17 protein-coding genes are annotated in these 14,827 nt (G+C 38.4%); 6 read left to right on the top strand and 11 right to left on the bottom strand.

Annotation, left to right across the window (positions count from 1 at the left end; genetic code table 11):
- Positions 1 to 43 precede the first annotated feature (43 nt).
- Positions 44 to 1,006: a fasciclin domain-containing protein gene (locus GQO80_RS00510; RefSeq protein ID WP_157206245.1), complete on the top strand. Its 963-nt coding sequence runs from the start codon at positions 44 to 46 to the stop codon at positions 1,004 to 1,006.
- A gap of 78 nt (positions 1,007 to 1,084) precedes the next feature.
- Here the strand turns inward: GQO80_RS00510 and GQO80_RS00505 are convergent, their stop codons facing one another.
- From GQO80_RS00505 to GQO80_RS00475, 7 genes are all read right to left on the bottom strand, one after another.
- Positions 1,085 to 1,786 (bottom strand): toxin-antitoxin system YwqK family antitoxin, encoded by a 702-nt coding sequence (locus GQO80_RS00505; RefSeq protein WP_232333083.1) that lies wholly within the window; start codon positions 1,784 to 1,786, stop codon positions 1,085 to 1,087.
- Between the two features lie 105 nt (positions 1,787 to 1,891).
- The gene (yidC, locus tag GQO80_RS00500) at positions 1,892 to 3,790 is read right to left on the bottom strand and encodes a membrane protein insertase YidC (protein WP_157206244.1); all 1,899 of its coding nucleotides are present in this window, start codon (positions 3,788 to 3,790) and stop codon (positions 1,892 to 1,894) included.
- A 79-nt stretch (positions 3,791 to 3,869) separates the two neighbouring features.
- Complete coding sequence (locus tag GQO80_RS00495; protein WP_157206243.1) at positions 3,870 to 5,510, bottom strand: CTP synthase; 1,641 nt, start codon at positions 5,508 to 5,510, stop codon at positions 3,870 to 3,872.
- 263 nt (positions 5,511 to 5,773) lie between these two features.
- Positions 5,774 to 6,523 carry a phosphatase PAP2 family protein gene (locus GQO80_RS00490; protein WP_157206242.1) on the bottom strand — a complete coding sequence of 250 codons (750 nt, stop codon included), beginning with the start codon at positions 6,521 to 6,523 and terminating at the stop codon, positions 5,774 to 5,776.
- A 224-nt stretch (positions 6,524 to 6,747) separates the two neighbouring features.
- The gene (locus GQO80_RS00485; protein ID WP_157206241.1) at positions 6,748 to 7,575 is read right to left on the bottom strand and encodes a mechanosensitive ion channel family protein; all 828 of its coding nucleotides are present in this window, start codon (positions 7,573 to 7,575) and stop codon (positions 6,748 to 6,750) included.
- Positions 7,576 to 7,587: 12 nt separating this feature from the next.
- Positions 7,588 to 7,776: a hypothetical protein gene (locus GQO80_RS00480; protein ID WP_157206240.1), complete on the bottom strand. Its 189-nt coding sequence runs from the start codon at positions 7,774 to 7,776 to the stop codon at positions 7,588 to 7,590.
- Positions 7,776 to 8,348 carry an RNA polymerase sigma factor gene (locus GQO80_RS00475; RefSeq protein WP_157206239.1) on the bottom strand — a complete coding sequence of 191 codons (573 nt, stop codon included), beginning with the start codon at positions 8,346 to 8,348 and terminating at the stop codon, positions 7,776 to 7,778. The genes GQO80_RS00480 and GQO80_RS00475 overlap by 1 nt, the downstream gene beginning before the upstream one ends.
- 175 nt (positions 8,349 to 8,523) lie before the next feature.
- Here GQO80_RS00475 and GQO80_RS00470 point away from each other — a divergent pair, with 175 nt between their 5' ends.
- From GQO80_RS00470 to GQO80_RS00460, 3 genes are read left to right on the top strand one after another with little or no spacing between them, the layout of a single operon-like run.
- Positions 8,524 to 9,291 (top strand): threonine/serine exporter family protein, encoded by a 768-nt coding sequence (locus GQO80_RS00470; protein ID WP_157206238.1) that lies wholly within the window; start codon positions 8,524 to 8,526, stop codon positions 9,289 to 9,291.
- Positions 9,292 to 9,293: 2 nt separating this feature from the next.
- Positions 9,294 to 9,776: a threonine/serine exporter family protein gene (locus GQO80_RS00465; protein ID WP_157206237.1), complete on the top strand. Its 483-nt coding sequence runs from the start codon at positions 9,294 to 9,296 to the stop codon at positions 9,774 to 9,776.
- 29 nt (positions 9,777 to 9,805) lie between these two features.
- A complete protein-coding gene (locus GQO80_RS00460; protein ID WP_157206236.1) occupies positions 9,806 to 10,585 on the top strand; it encodes a S1/P1 nuclease in 780 nt (259 codons plus the stop codon).
- Positions 10,586 to 10,749: 164 nt separating this feature from the next.
- On the opposite strand, the gene GQO80_RS00455 is transcribed toward GQO80_RS00460, so the two are convergent.
- The 3 genes from GQO80_RS00455 to lpdA form a co-directional block, all read right to left on the bottom strand.
- Positions 10,750 to 11,079: a HepT-like ribonuclease domain-containing protein gene (locus GQO80_RS00455; protein WP_157206235.1), complete on the bottom strand. Its 330-nt coding sequence runs from the start codon at positions 11,077 to 11,079 to the stop codon at positions 10,750 to 10,752.
- Positions 11,048 to 11,383, bottom strand: a complete 336-nt coding sequence (locus GQO80_RS00450; protein WP_232333082.1) for a nucleotidyltransferase family protein — start codon at positions 11,381 to 11,383, stop codon at positions 11,048 to 11,050. Before GQO80_RS00450 ends, GQO80_RS00455 begins: the two co-directional genes overlap by 32 nt.
- Before the next feature lie 67 nt (positions 11,384 to 11,450).
- Entirely contained in the window at positions 11,451 to 12,851 is a 1,401-nt protein-coding gene (gene lpdA / locus GQO80_RS00445) for a dihydrolipoyl dehydrogenase (RefSeq protein WP_157206234.1), read from the bottom strand.
- Between the two features lie 149 nt (positions 12,852 to 13,000).
- Here lpdA and smpB point away from each other — a divergent pair, with 149 nt between their 5' ends.
- Positions 13,001 to 13,459, top strand: coding sequence for an SsrA-binding protein SmpB (gene smpB, locus GQO80_RS00440; RefSeq protein WP_157206233.1), 459 nt, complete (start codon positions 13,001 to 13,003; stop codon positions 13,457 to 13,459).
- Between the two features lie 19 nt (positions 13,460 to 13,478).
- Complete coding sequence (locus tag GQO80_RS00435) at positions 13,479 to 14,033, top strand: hypothetical protein (protein ID WP_157206232.1); 555 nt, start codon at positions 13,479 to 13,481, stop codon at positions 14,031 to 14,033.
- Positions 14,034 to 14,151: 118 nt separating this feature from the next.
- On the opposite strand, the gene GQO80_RS00430 is transcribed toward GQO80_RS00435, so the two are convergent.
- Positions 14,152 to 14,793, bottom strand: coding sequence for a protein-L-isoaspartate(D-aspartate) O-methyltransferase (locus GQO80_RS00430; RefSeq protein WP_157206231.1), 642 nt, complete (start codon positions 14,791 to 14,793; stop codon positions 14,152 to 14,154).
- Positions 14,794 to 14,827: the final 34 nt, after the last annotated feature.

The raw sequence follows: 14,827 nt of genomic DNA, 5'->3' as shown, positions 1-14,827 counted from the left end.
AGTTTTTGTATTTTTGTTAAACAAATTTATAAAACTATATAAAATGAAAAAGATCAAATTTATCAGTAAGCTCTCATTAATTGCATTTGCTTTGTTTGCAACAGTATCATGTAGTGATGATGACGACCCCGTAAAACAACCAGAAACCATTGCAGAAATTGCTGCTGCAACCCCTGGATTTGAAACCTTAGTAGCGGCCTTAGATCGTGCAGGATTGGTAGAAACTTTGGATAGCCCTGGTGCCTATACCGTATTTGCGCCTACCAATGCAGCATTTCAAGCATTTTTAACAGCAAACAATTTTGCAAACTTGAATGCTGTACCGGTAAATGTTTTAAAACAAGTATTGTTAAACCATGTGGTTGCTGGTAAAAACATGTCTGCTGGTTTAACCACTGGTTATGTAAATACCCTGGCCACTTATGGCGATACCCAATTAAATTTAAGTATGTTTATTAATACAACAGGTGGTGTAAATTTGAATGGTGTTTCAAAAGTAACAACTCCAGATATTAATGCTACAAACGGTGTAATACATGTTGTTGATGCCGTAATAGGTTTACCAACCGTAGTAACCTTTGCAACCGCCGATCCATCGTTCTCTACACTAGTTGCGGCTTTAACCAGGGAATCCTCATTTACTTATGTTAGTACCTTGTCTAAATCTGTCGCTCCTGCGCCGTTTACAGTGTTCGCGCCAACCAATGCAGCGTTTGGAAGTTTATTAACCGAACTAGGTGTTGCTAATTTGGCCGCCATACCAACGGCTACTTTATCGGCTACTTTAAATATGCACGTTGTTGCAGGGGCCAATGTACAGTCAACTGCCTTAACAAACAATATGGCCATTACAACTTTGGGTGGCGTAATAACCGCTAAAACTACCGGAGGTGCTACTTTAACCGATGCCAACAATAGGGTGAGCAAAATAGTTGCAGTAAACGTGCAGGCAGCTAATGGCGTGATACACGTAATTGATAAAGTAATCCTTCCTAAATTGAATTAATTTGTTTTGTTTAGATAGATTAATAGCAGTAGTCAATTTCTAATAAAAATTGTCTATGAAAAAGGGCTCCTTAAGAAATTAAGGAGTTTTTTTTATGTATTTGGGCATATTTGAAAAGTTTTTTTCTTCGGTGGGCCGGCCATTTTCATAATATTTCCAAACACCTTCTTTCTTACCGTTTTTATAAAGACCTTCCGCAACCAATTCACCTTTTGGTGAGAAGTATTTTGAATATCCATGCAATTCATCATTTGCATACACTACTTCACTTAGCAACACTTTTTTATCAGAAAACACTACGGAAACCCCATCCAATTTGCCCGCTTTATAAAATTGTTTCTCGGCTATTTCACCGTTTGGATAATACACCAACCGTTCGCCATGTAAGTTTCCAAAGGCATCATAATGCTCGAGCGTTAATAGTGCATCACTGTCTTTTTGGTAGTATTTCCAGGTGCCAATATATTTTTTACCATCCATGGTTCCTTCACTGATAAGTTTTCCCGTAGAGGCAAAAAACTTAACATAGGCCTTGGAATTTTTTTGGTCAAACTCTTTTGTAGCCGTTAAAACCGCTTTATTGTTTAGGTTTTTATAAAATTTAAAAAGCCCTATTTCCTTTCCGTGAAAAAATGTGCCTTCATATCTTAAAATAGGACTGTTGTCGAAGGTTTTTTTCCAGATACCATGGCGTTTACCGTTGGCATCTATTTGATTGGTCTCTTGTGAAAAAACCATTGTAGAAACGACTAGCAACAAAAAGGTACTTACAGTTTTCATAAAAAACGTTTGTTTAAATTGATTTCTTTTGATCATGACTATATAAACGTCATTAAAAGCTTCAAATTGTATATAAAAAAAGCTGCCAGTTACGGCAGCTTCAAACTATTTTTTCTTTTTTTGTTGGGCTTGTTTTTGTAGTTCTGCCTGTTCCATCATTTCAGCCATTTTTTTCTGGAAACGGTTTTCCTTTTTGGGCTTCTTCTTATTTTCTTGAATTTGGGCATGGATTTTATCTTCGTCAAGAATATAATTTTTAATCACTAAGATGATTCCAATGCTAATTAAGTTTGAAATAAAGTAATACAAACTCAATCCAGAGGCATAATTATTAAAGAAAAACAACATCATAATTGGCGAAAAGTACATCATGTACTTCATCATTTTAGCCATATCGGGCATGCCATCTGCTGTTGGTTGCGAAGCCATTTGGTCGCCTGTTGTTAAGCGCATGTAAAAGAAAATGGCCACCGATGCCAATATGGGGAACAAACTTACGTGGTCGCCATAGAATGGGATTTTGAACGGTAATTCCGCAATAGTGTCATAGGACGACAAATCCTTAACCCATAGGAAGCTTTTTTGGCGCAAATCGAACGCCGATGGGAAAAACTGGAACAGCGCATAAAATACGGGCAATTGTACCAATGCAGGGATGCAACCTGCCATTGGGCTTGCGCCCGCTTTTGTTTGAAGCGCCAAGGTTTCTTGTTGCGCTTTCATTTTATTGTCTTTATGCTTCTCGCGAATGGCATCCAATTCTGGCTTTAAAATTTTCATTTTCGCTTGCGATAAAAACTGCTTGTATTGCACAAACGACATTAATAATTTGATCAATATCGTCATAACAATAATGGCGATGCCGTAAGGTAAAAAGCTTCCTAGGAAAGCGAACAAGGGAATGAACATGTATTTGTTTATCCATCCAAAAATACCCCAACCCAAAGGCACTACTTCATCTAAATTTCTATCGTATTTGTTTAAAATCTTAAAATCACTGGGGCCATAGTACCAATCCATTGATTTGTTAATTTCACCACCTGCAAGCTCTAACGGGAACTTGGCCGAAAATGCCTTGGTAAAAAGTGTATCGACATCTTCATTCTGTACTAAGTTCTTCGACTTAAACGTTCCTGTTTTAAATGGGGTGTCGGCCAATAAAATAGAGGTGAAAAAATGCTGTTTAAAGGCAACATAGGTTACCTCATTTCCGGTATCTTCAGATTCGGCACGTTGCCCCAAATAATCGTCCTTACCACCCTCATATTCAAAAACCACTTCGGTATATCGGTTTTCATACGAAATGCTTTGGGCATGACGGTAGGTTTTCAGGTCCCAGTCTAAATTAATGGGCTGCGAACTGTTTAAAACATCGCTCAATCCTTGGGACCGCACGGTGAAGCCCATCATATAATCGCCCTGTTTCAATTCATAACGGTATTCCAAAAATTTGGTTTCAGACACTTTCAATTTCATTGAAACCACCGTTAAATCGCCATTTTTGGTTACGGTTGGTTCAAAATATAAATCCTTGGTATTGAGAATCCTGCTATCGGTTGTTCCGAAATTAATGTTGAAGGAAGCATTGTTATCTTTAATAAGATAGATGGGGTTATCATTAAAATCGGTATGTTTTTTTAGTTTTACTTCTGAAAGATACCCGCCTTTGTTATTAAATGTAAGCTTTAGCAAATCGCTTTCAACCACGGTCTGGTTTGGCGATGCTTTGGATGCAGCATAAGCAAAGGCGCCCCATTTGTTTTTTAAATTTGCTAATTTCAATGAATCGGTCAAGCCAGTTGCAGAAAGGTCTTCTGGAGTAACAACCTTGGTTTGGTCTTGTTTAGTAGCTTTACTTTCTTTTGCAACCTGTTCCTGTTTGGCCTTTTCTTGCGCTTTTAGCTGTTCGGGCGTGGGTTGGTTTTGCCAGAGCATGTACATTAAAATACCGAAAATAAGCACAAAACCTATTACCGAATTGATGTCTAATTTTTTTTCTTCCATAGTTTATTTATTAAGACCCCACCGGTTTATAAACCAGTGAGGTCTGGGTCGTGTTAGTAATCAATTAATTGTCCAAAGTTTAATTTTGTGCCATTCTGACACTTGTTTTCTTTTTTTTGAAATTTAGGGCCGCTTTTACAAACGCCACAAATAACGGGTGCGGGTTGGCCACCGTACTTTTATATTCTGGGTGAAATTGCACACCAATAAACCACGGATGAGATGGCACTTCAACAATTTCAACCAACCCCGTTTCTGGGTTCAAACCAGTAGCCACCATGCCGGCAGCTTCCATTTGGGCTTTGTATTTACCGTTAAATTCGTAACGGTGCCTGTGGCGTTCCTTGATGCTTTCGGCTTTGTAAATATCGCGAACGGCACTTCCTAATTTCAAATCGCAATCCCAAGACCCTAAGCGCATGGTACCGCCTTTATCGGTTATGGTTTTTTGGTCTGCCATCAAATCGATAACAGGATTACTGGTATTCGGATTCATTTCGGTTGAATTGGCATCCTTGATATTAAGCACGTTTCTTGCAAATTCTATAACCGCCATTTGCATACCTAAACAGATACCAAAAAATGGCATGTTGTTTTCGCGCACATATTGAACCGCATCAATTTTCCCTTCAATACCGCGCTCACCAAAACCTGGGGCCACCAAAACACCGTCTAAATGACCCAGTTTTAGTTTTACGTTATCGGCATTTATATATTCGGAATGAATGGACTCTATAGTTACCTTCACCTCATTAGCAGCTCCTGCATGGATAAAGGCTTCCAATATGGATTTATAGGAATCCTGCAACTCGACATACTTCCCAATCAACCCAATGGTTATTTCGCTTTTTGGGTTTTTATGTCGGGTTAAAAACTGGTTCCATTTGGTAATATCGGGCTGTGAACTTTTAAGCCCCAATTTTTTAAGCACTACTTTATCCAAACCTTCTTCAAGCATCAAATTTGGCACATCGTATATGGTGGATGCGTCGATGGATTGAATAACGGCCTCTTCCCGTACGTTGCAGAATAGGGCTAGTTTTCGGCGTAGATCTTTTGGCAAATCGTGCTCGGTTCTGCACACTAAAATATCGGCCTGCACACCACTTTCCATGAGGGTTTTTACGCTGTGCTGTGTGGGTTTTGTTTTAAGTTCGCCAGCGGCCGATAGATACGGCACTAAGGTTAAATGGATAACCAAACCGTTTTTTTCGCCCAAATCCCAACGCAGTTGACGTACCGCCTCGATATACGGTAACGATTCTATATCGCCCACAGTACCACCAATTTCGGTAATGATAATGTCGTAATCGCCAGATTTACCAAGCAGTTGTACGCGGTGTTTAATTTCGTCGGTAATGTGTGGCACCACCTGCACCGTTTTGCCCAAAAACTCGCCACGGCGTTCTTTTTGTATCACGCTTTGGTAAATACGCCCCGTGGTTACGTTGTTGGCTTGACTGGTTGGCACGTTTAAAAAACGCTCGTAATGGCCTAGATCCAAATCGGTTTCCGCGCCATCCTCGGTTACATAACATTCGCCATGTTCATAAGGGTTTAACGTACCTGGATCGACATTGATATAAGGATCTAATTTTTGAATGGTAACCCTGTAACCTTGAGCTTGGAGTAATTTTGCAAGGGATGCGGCAATAATGCCTTTTCCTAAAGATGATGTAACGCCTCCGGTTACAAATATGTATTTTGCTTTTGCTGTCATTGTTGCGCTTATAAACGCAGGCAAATTTACAAAATTAAAATAGTTATTACAGAATAAGTTTTTAGTTATTTAAACGGAGTTTTTAACAAGATGTTGGTAAGGCTTTAGGTTGTTTTATGAATGACTATTTTTTTTCTTATAACGTTTCCAAAAAGCGAACCACCGTTAAAAAAAAATCATCTTAAATGCCAACATTAACACCCAAAACCCAAATTAGCATAAAACATTTAAAAAAACAGTTCCGTTAACGCAGAAGTTGCCACTTAAAAGGCAACGACAACACCCAAACCACTTTGCTTACCGTTATAAAAAGGCATGACCATTCCGTTTACGGATGCTTTATCCTTAAAAATATGCTTTGCAATAAACGGATGTACCCAATAAGCAATTTTGGTGCTTAATATCCCTATACCCGCACCGGCTGCCACATCGGTAAGCCAATGCCTATCGTTATACATTCTGAAAAAACCGGTACCGGTTGCAATAACATACCCCGTTATACCATATAAAATGGAGACCTCTTTATATTCCTGATATAAAAATTCGGCACCCATAAATGCCGTGGCCGTATGCCCCGATGGAAATGAGTTTGTTGATGTACCATCGGGCCGTTCTACTGGGGCGGTATGTTTTAAAACATTCACAGTTCCTGCCATTAAAAGGTAAGCGCTACCTAAAATAATGGTGCGATCCTTAAAATTGTGCTTACCTTGGATACCCAATGAATTTAGGGCATAGACACTTAAAAAAGGGGTGTACTGCGCTATATCATCAATCGTAAATTTATCGTCAATATGTTCGTGCACTTCTTCACTTATTTCCGCATTTGCACTTTTAAGGGCATGACTTTCAAGCCCAACTACGCCATAACCTATCAATAGGGTTGGTATGATGAAATCTTTGGTCTTGATTGCTGGGTTTTTAACATGTTGAAGAGAATCTGATGTGGTATTTTGACTGTTTGAAAAAAACGTGGCTAGCAGAATAATGCTTAATAAACAGGGGTATCTCATTTAGTTGGATTGGTTGGCAACATTGTGCGTGTTATGGCATTTATTAACGCTTAAACGAAACTATTGTTTTTTTATTTGAAAATAACTTAACTATGCGCTTTTTATGGGCAATAAAAAAAATCCCTGTTTCATCCAGAAAACTATCAAGATGGAAAAGGGATGATAAGATGTAGAGAGCGGTTCGAGATGCAAGGTAACCAACCAAATTTAACCCTAACTTAAAGTTAATCCTGCACACGTACTTGGCTCTCTACAATATCTTTAATAGGTACAATAAATTTACCTTTTTCGGTTTTTAAGGTTACAGTAATCCCATCAATAGATTCCACTTCACCCTTTACACCATTGAATTCAATTATCTGTCCAATTTCGTAGGTTTTACGGGCATAAAATGTTCTTAATAAATCGCCTACCACTTTTTGGGCACCAAAACCAAATGCCAGTGCAAATGCCAAAAGAAAGGCTGCCAGAATCATGGTTACATTGCTTGTTATAATCTGGGTATCTATTCCTGCCTGATTTAGGGCGGTTATAGAAATAAAAATCAGAAGTATAAAAAACACAATTTGGCTAATGATTTTTGAACCCGACAATTCCATCGATTCAAAAAATGATTTTAAGCTTTTCTTAATGAAATTGGCTGCCAATAACCCAATGGTAAATATTACAAAAGCAGCGAACAACTTAGGCAAATACCCTAAAAAGTCGCTTATTTGCTGTGATATTATTTTTAAGCCCAAGATATCGGATGCCATAATTAATAGCATGATATAAATAAGCCACTTTACAAAAAGTGAAACTATTTTAATGGTGTTGAAGTTTAGTTTTTTGCCTTCAACAATCTCAATGTCGTTAATTTTTTCATCCAGTTTATCGGCCTTGGCTAGGGTAAGCACCTTTTTAATAAGCCGTACCGCCAATTTTGCAAATAACCATCCAAAAAATAAAACAACAAGCGTTCCTATAATATTTGGGAATATGCTTGATATTTCAAACCATACTTTGGTTAAGGATTCCATTGCTATTGCTTTCCACTGCGTTGCTTTTTCCATGTTAATGTAATGTTAGGGTTGGTTGTTTTTATTTTTTCTACTATTAATAACTGAATCAATAACGTGGCCGATGTTGTATGAAAATAACGTCGCCAAATCCATAAGCAACTTAGCCATGGCAATATCGTGCATGACCTTAGCCTTAAGTTCTGGTGGAACCTCTTTAAGGGGCTGGTTTATATGTTTAAACGGATTTTCCATTAGTTATACATCTCGTTATATACAGCAATAAGCTTGTCTTTGGCACGCTTAAGCCTCATTTTAACAGCACTTTCGCCAATACCCAAAACACTCTCAATGTCTTTTACCGAAAGAAAATCTTGGTATTTCAACAATAAAATCATTTTATCGTCGGGCGGTATCAGTTCTAAAGCTGCCTGTAATTTATCTACTTTCATGGTTAGAAAATTACTTTCGTCCTCTACATCCGAAAGGTCTTCTATGTCGGTATAGTCAACCGATTGCTTCTCAATTTTTTTAGCGGTGTTCCTTGTAACATAATTTACACAATGGTTATAGGTAAAGGCATACAACCAAGTAGAAAATTTAGCGGTTCCCTTAAAGCTTGCCAACTTAACAAATAGTTTTAAAAACACATCTTGCGTTAAATCTTTGGCTTCGTCTTCATCTTTTGCAAACCCATAACATTTATTAAACACCAATGTGGCATACCTATCGTACAAAGTCTCGAAAAGCAAGGTATCGTTCGTGCTTACGATCGCTTTTACCAAGTCTTCATCGGTCAACCTGTTGTTGTTATTGAGGGTTTTCAAAGGTAGCTTGCGCTAGTTTAGTTGTTAATATTATTTATGACCCTAAATTTTGTAAGAAGTCACAAATAGTTAGCAAAAATAGCAAAGTTTTTCACTTATAAATTTTTATGTTGAAATGTATGGGTTTTAAACGTTGAAAGGGTTAAATTTGCGGCTATCATTTGCGTTTAAAATTATGGATTCTTCAAAAGAATTAATAAAGGCCACCAACCTGCTTTTAGAAACGGCTTCGCTGCTTATGGTTTCTGGCGCCAATACCATTCGGGTAAACTTAACCATCAATCGTTTTGCTTCTGTACTTAACTTTAAAACATCCTGTTTCATAAGCCATAAAAGCATTATCATGACCTTGTATGAAGAAGACACCACCCGAACCTGTACACGGGTTAAGAACATTCCGCCACATGCCATAAACTTTTCCATCATTTCTGCCATTAGCAAAATAAGTTGGGATGCCGTAACCGAAGATTGGACCCTGGAACATATTGAAAAAGAACTGGAGGCCATTAAAAACCAAAAACGCTATTCAAAAATAACGGTACTGATAGCCGTAAGTTTAGCGGGTGCTGGTTTTTGCAATATTTTTAAAGGCGATTATATAAACATGTTGGTAGCGTTTATAAGCACATTTATTGGGTTGTTGATTTTTCAATTAACCCACAAAGAAAAATTCAATGTTTATATGCGCATTGTTTTGGGGTCGTTTATTGCCTCATTAATTGCTGGTTTTGGCGTGCTGTTCCAAATTGGTTCGCACCCGCAATCGGCCTTGGCTACCTCCATTTTGTATTTGGTGCCCGGTGTGGCCTTAATAAATTCGTTCACCGATTTGTTGGACAACAACATTATAAACGGCATGGTTAGGTTTACAACGGGCCTTATGACGGTTCTTGCCATTGCCTTGGGGCTATTTGTAACCATGCTTATTTTTAAATTAAATTAATAATGATGTACGTGCATTTAATAGAAGTTGCCATTTGGTCGGGTATCGCCGCTTTAGGGTTTGGCATTTTGTTCAACATTCCAAAAAGCACCATAGTTACCGTATTTGTTTTGGGGTTTTTGGCTGGTTTAATAAAATTCAGTTTAATAAAATTGGAGGTGCACATTGTATTGGCAACGTTAATAGCCGTACTTTTTGTGGCCGTGGTTAGCATGCCTACTGCCCATAAAATACACCATCCGCCCGTGGTATTCTGTATTCCGCCGGTTATCCCCATGATTCCCGGATATTTTGCCTATGAAACCGTGTTATCGGTCATGAATTTTATTTTCATTGAAAAGGACCCCGCAAAAAAATTACTGCTTATCGATTCCATATTTTCAAACGGTTTTACCATGTTTTTTATATTAATTTCCATAGCCATAGGCATTTCACTGCCCATGTTGGTATTACGAAAAAGCACTGTAAAGAAACTGGATAATTAGCTCAAACCATAAATTCAATATTTTTTAAAATGAAACGATTATTTGTTATTGCCATGATCCTTTTGGTATCATCCCCTTTACAGTTACAGGCTTCGGAAGATTGGAGCGCAACCGGACACCGTGTGGTTGGAAAAATTGCTTCCCAATATTTAAAATCGAGTACCAAAAGAAAAATAAAGAAACTACTCAACAACCAATCGCTCGATTTTGTTTCCACGTATGGTGATGAAATAAAATCGGATAAACGTTATAACAAATTCTACACCTGGCACTATATAAACATACCTTTAGAATCGGACTATGAAACTTCTGAAAAAAACCCTAATGGCGATTTGGTAACGGGCATAAACCATTGTTTGGAGGTTATTAAAAATGATGCGTCGAGCGATGATGATAAGGCATTTTACCTAAAATTACTGATTCATTTTATGGGCGATTTACACCAGCCCATGCACGTTGGTCTAGCAGAAGACAAAGGCGGAAACGACTTTAAGGTGCAGTGGTTTTATAAGGATTCCAACTTGCACGCTGTATGGGATGGCGACATGATTGATAGCTATGGCATGAGTTACAGCGAACTTGCAAACAATGCCAATGCACTAAACAAAAACCAAGTAAAAGCCATACAAAAAGGCACCTTGGTTGATTGGGTGAACGATACCCACCAACTAACCCGAAATGTATATGCCAACGTTAAACCTAACGAAAATTTACGTTATAACTACAACTACGACAACTTTGAAAATCTTCGCACCCAACTGCAAAAAGCAGGCATACGTTTAGCTAAGGTTTTGAATGAGTTGTTTTGAAAGCGGCAAGCGGTTTTTCTACTACGAATGAAGCTCTCGACGACGTTACAGGCAGAACAGTGGTTATTACTATTTTCAGCCTATTTTTGTAAACTTTAAGAAGATTTCCCTAAGAAGCCAAAAAAATCAATTGATTATTCAGGGGTTTGATGACTTTAGGTTTTTTATTCCCATGCTTTTATTTCTTCTTTTAGCTTTTTCAAATGGCGATATATAATTGCCCAAACTATTGAATTATCGATGCTATCGTATGCATGAATCAATCTATTTCTAAATCCAATTATTTGTTTGTCATTGGCAATTTCTAAATCTGTTTCGGTTTTTTTAAGTTGATTTAAAGCTTCTCCAATAATTGCTAATTGTCTTTCTACAGCGCTTTGGGTTTTTAAATCCGTTTGGTACGTGTCAAAATCTGGAATGTCAACTGTGAAGTGTTCTATCAAGTCGATAGCCATTAAAATATCAGATAGATATTTTTTGCTCTTTTCCATCATAAATTAAAATTTTTGTAGAATCAATACTTTTTCTTAGAATAGGATTCTTAATGGAAGTAGTCGTCAATAAATCTACTTTTCTTTGAAAGAACTGCTCAAACTTATCCCAAATATTCATAAGATTTTCCCCGCGTTCAATGGGGTCGTCATAATCTATTTCAATCAGTAAATCTATATCGCTAGACTGTTCATTGAACTTATCGGTTATGGAAGACCCAAAAGCATATAATTTACTGACATTGTGCGATTTACATAGCATCAAAAAATCTGCCATTTTATGTTTTATGGAGTCCTTTAAATTCATAATGCTAATGTAAGTTTTTTTTTTGAATTTAGCTTTTACGTTCAATTCCCGTCGCCGCAATAATTAATCAAACATGCAACGCCCGATCGCCTGTGGCCGCTAAAGCAGCTTCTTTAATAGCTTCCGTAAATGTTGGATGTGCATGACTTATACGCGATACATCTTCGGCAGAGGCTCTAAACTCCATGGCAACAACAGCTTCTGCAATCATATCGGCAGCTCGTGCGCCAATCATGTGTACGCCCAAAATCTCATCGGTTTGTTTGTCTGCCAAAATTTTAACAAAGCCATCCAAATCCATACTGGCACGACTCCTGCCCAAAGCGCGCATGGGAAAAGAGCCTACCTTGTACTCTATTTTTGCTTCTTGAAGTTGTTCTTCGGTTTTACCTACGGCAGCCACTTCTGGCCACGTGTAAACCACACCCGGAATTAAATTATAATCGATATGGGGTTTTTGTCCCGCCAAGGTTTCGGCAACAAATACGCCTTCTTCTTCAGCTTTGTGGGCCAACATCGCGCCTTTCACCACATCGCCAATAGCGTAAATGTTTTTGGCCGTGGTTTTTAAATGGTCGTTCACCTCAATTTGGCCTCTTTCAGTTATTTTTACACCCGCAGCTTCAGCGTTTAAACCATCGGTAAACGGTTTTCTGCCAACGGATACTAGACAGTAATCACCCTTAAATTCGATTTCATTGCCTTTTTTATCATCTGCCTTTACGATAACTTCATCGCCTTTGCGCTCAACAGATTTTACTTTATGCGATGTATTGATGCTGAACTTTTGTTTCTTTAATACTTTGGTAAGTTCTTTTGAAAGTCCGCTATCCATCGTTGGAATGATGCGATCCATAAACTCGATAACCGATACCTCGGCGCCCAAACGTTTGTAAACCTGCCCCAATTCCAAACCAATAACGCCACCACCAATAACGATGAGGTGCTTGGGGATTTCGGTTAGTTTTAAGGCTTCGGTTGAAGTGATAACCCGTTCTTTATCAAGCTTAATGAACGGCAGGCTTGAAGGTTTGCTTCCAGTAGCGATAATGGTGTTTTTTGCTTCAATTTCTATGGTCTTTTCACCAGAAATGCTTATGTGTGTAGCATCTTTAAAGCTTCCCAAACCTTGATAGACATCGATGTTATTCTTCTTCATTAAAAAATCGATACCGCCAGTGGTTTGGTCCACTACGGCCTGTTTACGGGCAATCATTTTCTCTAGGTTCACTTTTATATCCCCAGGAATTTCAATACCGTGTTCCTCAAAATGCTTTACCGCATCTTCATAATGGTGCGACGAATCTAAAAGTGCTTTACTAGGGATACAGCCCACGTTTAAACAGGTACCGCCAAGGGTGCTGTACTTTTCTATAATGGCCGTTTTCATGCCTAATTGTGCGCAACGAATGGCTGCAACATAACCCCCAGGGCCCGAGCCTATTACGGCTACATCGTATGAATTCATAATATATTTTTGAGATTCGTTTATCAATTTTGAACCTCAAAAATACAAATGTTTTGTTTGAAGTCAATAAAAACACTGTTTTAAATTGGCAAGGAGCAATTGTTAATTATTATTGTTAATTGATAATTGTTGTTGTAATTTTGTGCGGCATGCAAAAAAACATCAACATACAGAATAAAAAAGCGCGCTTTCTATTTGAGATTTTAGATAAGTACACCGCTGGCATCGTGCTAACGGGTACCGAAATAAAATCGATACGAAGCAGTAAAGCCTCCATTGCCGAGAGCTTTTGTGAATTTAACGAAAAAGGCGAGCTTTTTGTTATTAACGCCACCATCGAGGAATATGCGTTTGGCAATTATTACAACCACCGCCCAAAGGCAGAGCGCAAGTTGTTGTTAAGCAAACGAGAGCTTAAAAAGCTGCATAAAGAAGTTCAGAGTTCTGGGCTTACCATTATTCCGTTGCGGCTGTTCATAAACGAAAAAGGCTTTGCTAAATTGGATATTGCCTTGGCAAAAGGCAAGAAATTGTTCGATAAACGCGAAACCATAAAAGACCGCGACAACAAACGCGATTTGGACCGCGTTAAAAAAAACTTCAAATAAATTTCAGCATCAATACATTATGAAGAAAACCTTGTTGGCCATTTTAATTGCTCTTATAAGCATCTCGAACCAATCGCAAGAAAAGAAAAAAGATAATGAACCCGCAAAAGACTATTCGGAAAACGTAGCGAGTATAGACGCTACCATCCAATCGTTTTACACAGCAATTTCGGGCGAAAAAGGCAAAAAAAGAGATTGGGCACTATTCAAGTTGTTGTTTCATCCTGAAGCCAAATTGATTACGTCTGGAAAAGATGATGAATATAAGTTCCAGGTTCGCTATATGAAACCAGACGATTATATTAAAAGTTCCGGAAAATGGATGACCGATATGGGGTTTATTGAAAACGAAATACATAGAACGGTGGATGCGTTTGGTAACATTGCCCATGTATTTAGTACGTTTGAAGCGGTCCATAATAAAACCGACGCCGAACCTACCATGCGCGGTATTAATAGCTTTCAGCTGCTTAACGATGGCAAACGCTGGTGGATTATATCCATTATTTGGGACAATGAAACCTGGAGGAACCCCATTCCAAGAGCCTATTTACCACATGGAAATAAGCAGTAGGGATTGATTGACGATTTATGGTTAACGATTAACGAACTCAGAAATTTGAACTTGAAACCTTAACTTCTAACCTCTAACTTCTAACTTCTAACCTCTAACTTTCAACTTCAAAAGTTCCCTAATTCTTATCCTCAAGTAGTGGCACAAACCTAAATTCGCCAAATTCATGTTGCTCAAATTCCTTGTCGCCGTTCCTAATAAAAAGCGTCATAATTTGCACCTCCTCGCCTACCGGAATCACCAACCTACCCCCAATTTTCAACTGGCTCAACAGCGGTTTTGGCACATAAGGTGCGCCCGCGGTAACAATAATACCATCAAAAGGGGCTTCTTCCTTTAAACCTTTATAACCATCGCCAAAAATAAGTTTCTTGGCCCGATACCCTAATTTTGGCAAAAACACGCTCGTTTTTTTAAACAGCTCCAGTTGCCGTTCAATGCTATAAACCTTAGCCCCTAACTCACACAACACGGCCGTTTGATAGCCACTTCCCGTGCCTATTTCAAGAATTTTATCTTCTTTTTTAACCTTTAGCAGTTCGGTTTGAAACGCTACGGTATAAGGTTGTGAAATGGTTTGGTCGGCAGCAATAGGAAAGGCCTTGTCTTGGTACGCATGGTCCAAAAATCCCGAATCCATAAACAAATGCCGTGGCACGTTGCCAATGGCGCTTAACACATGGCTATCGGTTATTCCCTTGTTTTTCAATATGCTAACTAACTGTTGCCGTAATCCTTTATGTTTAAACGTGTCTTTCAATGGTGGTGTGGTTTGTATGGCTAAAATTAGTCAA

Source organism: Mariniflexile maritimum (assembly GCF_009746565.1).
Classification (GTDB): domain Bacteria; phylum Bacteroidota; class Bacteroidia; order Flavobacteriales; family Flavobacteriaceae; genus Mariniflexile; species Mariniflexile maritimum.
This window is presented reverse-complemented; position numbering and strand designations above follow the sequence as displayed.

Excerpts from the sequence above, each read along its gene's own strand:
- GQO80_RS00510 (WP_157206245.1), top strand. The coding sequence starts at position 44 with ATGAAAAAGATCAAATTTATCAGTAAGCTCTCATTAATTGCATTTGCT.
- GQO80_RS00505 (WP_232333083.1), bottom strand. The coding sequence starts at position 1,786 with ATGAAAACTGTAAGTACCTTTTTGTTGCTAGTCGTTTCTACAATGGTT.
- yidC (WP_157206244.1), bottom strand. The coding sequence starts at position 3,790 with ATGGAAGAAAAAAAATTAGACATCAATTCGGTAATAGGTTTTGTGCTT.
- GQO80_RS00495 (WP_157206243.1), bottom strand. The coding sequence starts at position 5,510 with ATGACAGCAAAAGCAAAATACATATTTGTAACCGGAGGCGTTACATCA.
- GQO80_RS00490 (WP_157206242.1), bottom strand. The coding sequence starts at position 6,523 with ATGAGATACCCCTGTTTATTAAGCATTATTCTGCTAGCCACGTTTTTT.
- GQO80_RS00485 (WP_157206241.1), bottom strand. The coding sequence starts at position 7,575 with ATGGAAAAAGCAACGCAGTGGAAAGCAATAGCAATGGAATCCTTAACC.
- GQO80_RS00480 (WP_157206240.1), bottom strand. The coding sequence starts at position 7,776 with ATGGAAAATCCGTTTAAACATATAAACCAGCCCCTTAAAGAGGTTCCA.
- GQO80_RS00470 (WP_157206238.1), top strand. The coding sequence starts at position 8,524 with ATGGATTCTTCAAAAGAATTAATAAAGGCCACCAACCTGCTTTTAGAA.
- GQO80_RS00465 (WP_157206237.1), top strand. The coding sequence starts at position 9,294 with ATGATGTACGTGCATTTAATAGAAGTTGCCATTTGGTCGGGTATCGCC.
- GQO80_RS00460 (WP_157206236.1), top strand. The coding sequence starts at position 9,806 with ATGAAACGATTATTTGTTATTGCCATGATCCTTTTGGTATCATCCCCT.
- GQO80_RS00455 (WP_157206235.1), bottom strand. The coding sequence starts at position 11,079 with ATGATGGAAAAGAGCAAAAAATATCTATCTGATATTTTAATGGCTATC.
- GQO80_RS00450 (WP_232333082.1), bottom strand. The coding sequence starts at position 11,383 with ATGAATTTAAAGGACTCCATAAAACATAAAATGGCAGATTTTTTGATG.
- lpdA (WP_157206234.1), bottom strand. The coding sequence starts at position 12,851 with ATGAATTCATACGATGTAGCCGTAATAGGCTCGGGCCCTGGGGGTTAT.
- smpB (WP_157206233.1), top strand. The coding sequence starts at position 13,001 with ATGCAAAAAAACATCAACATACAGAATAAAAAAGCGCGCTTTCTATTT.
- GQO80_RS00435 (WP_157206232.1), top strand. The coding sequence starts at position 13,479 with ATGAAGAAAACCTTGTTGGCCATTTTAATTGCTCTTATAAGCATCTCG.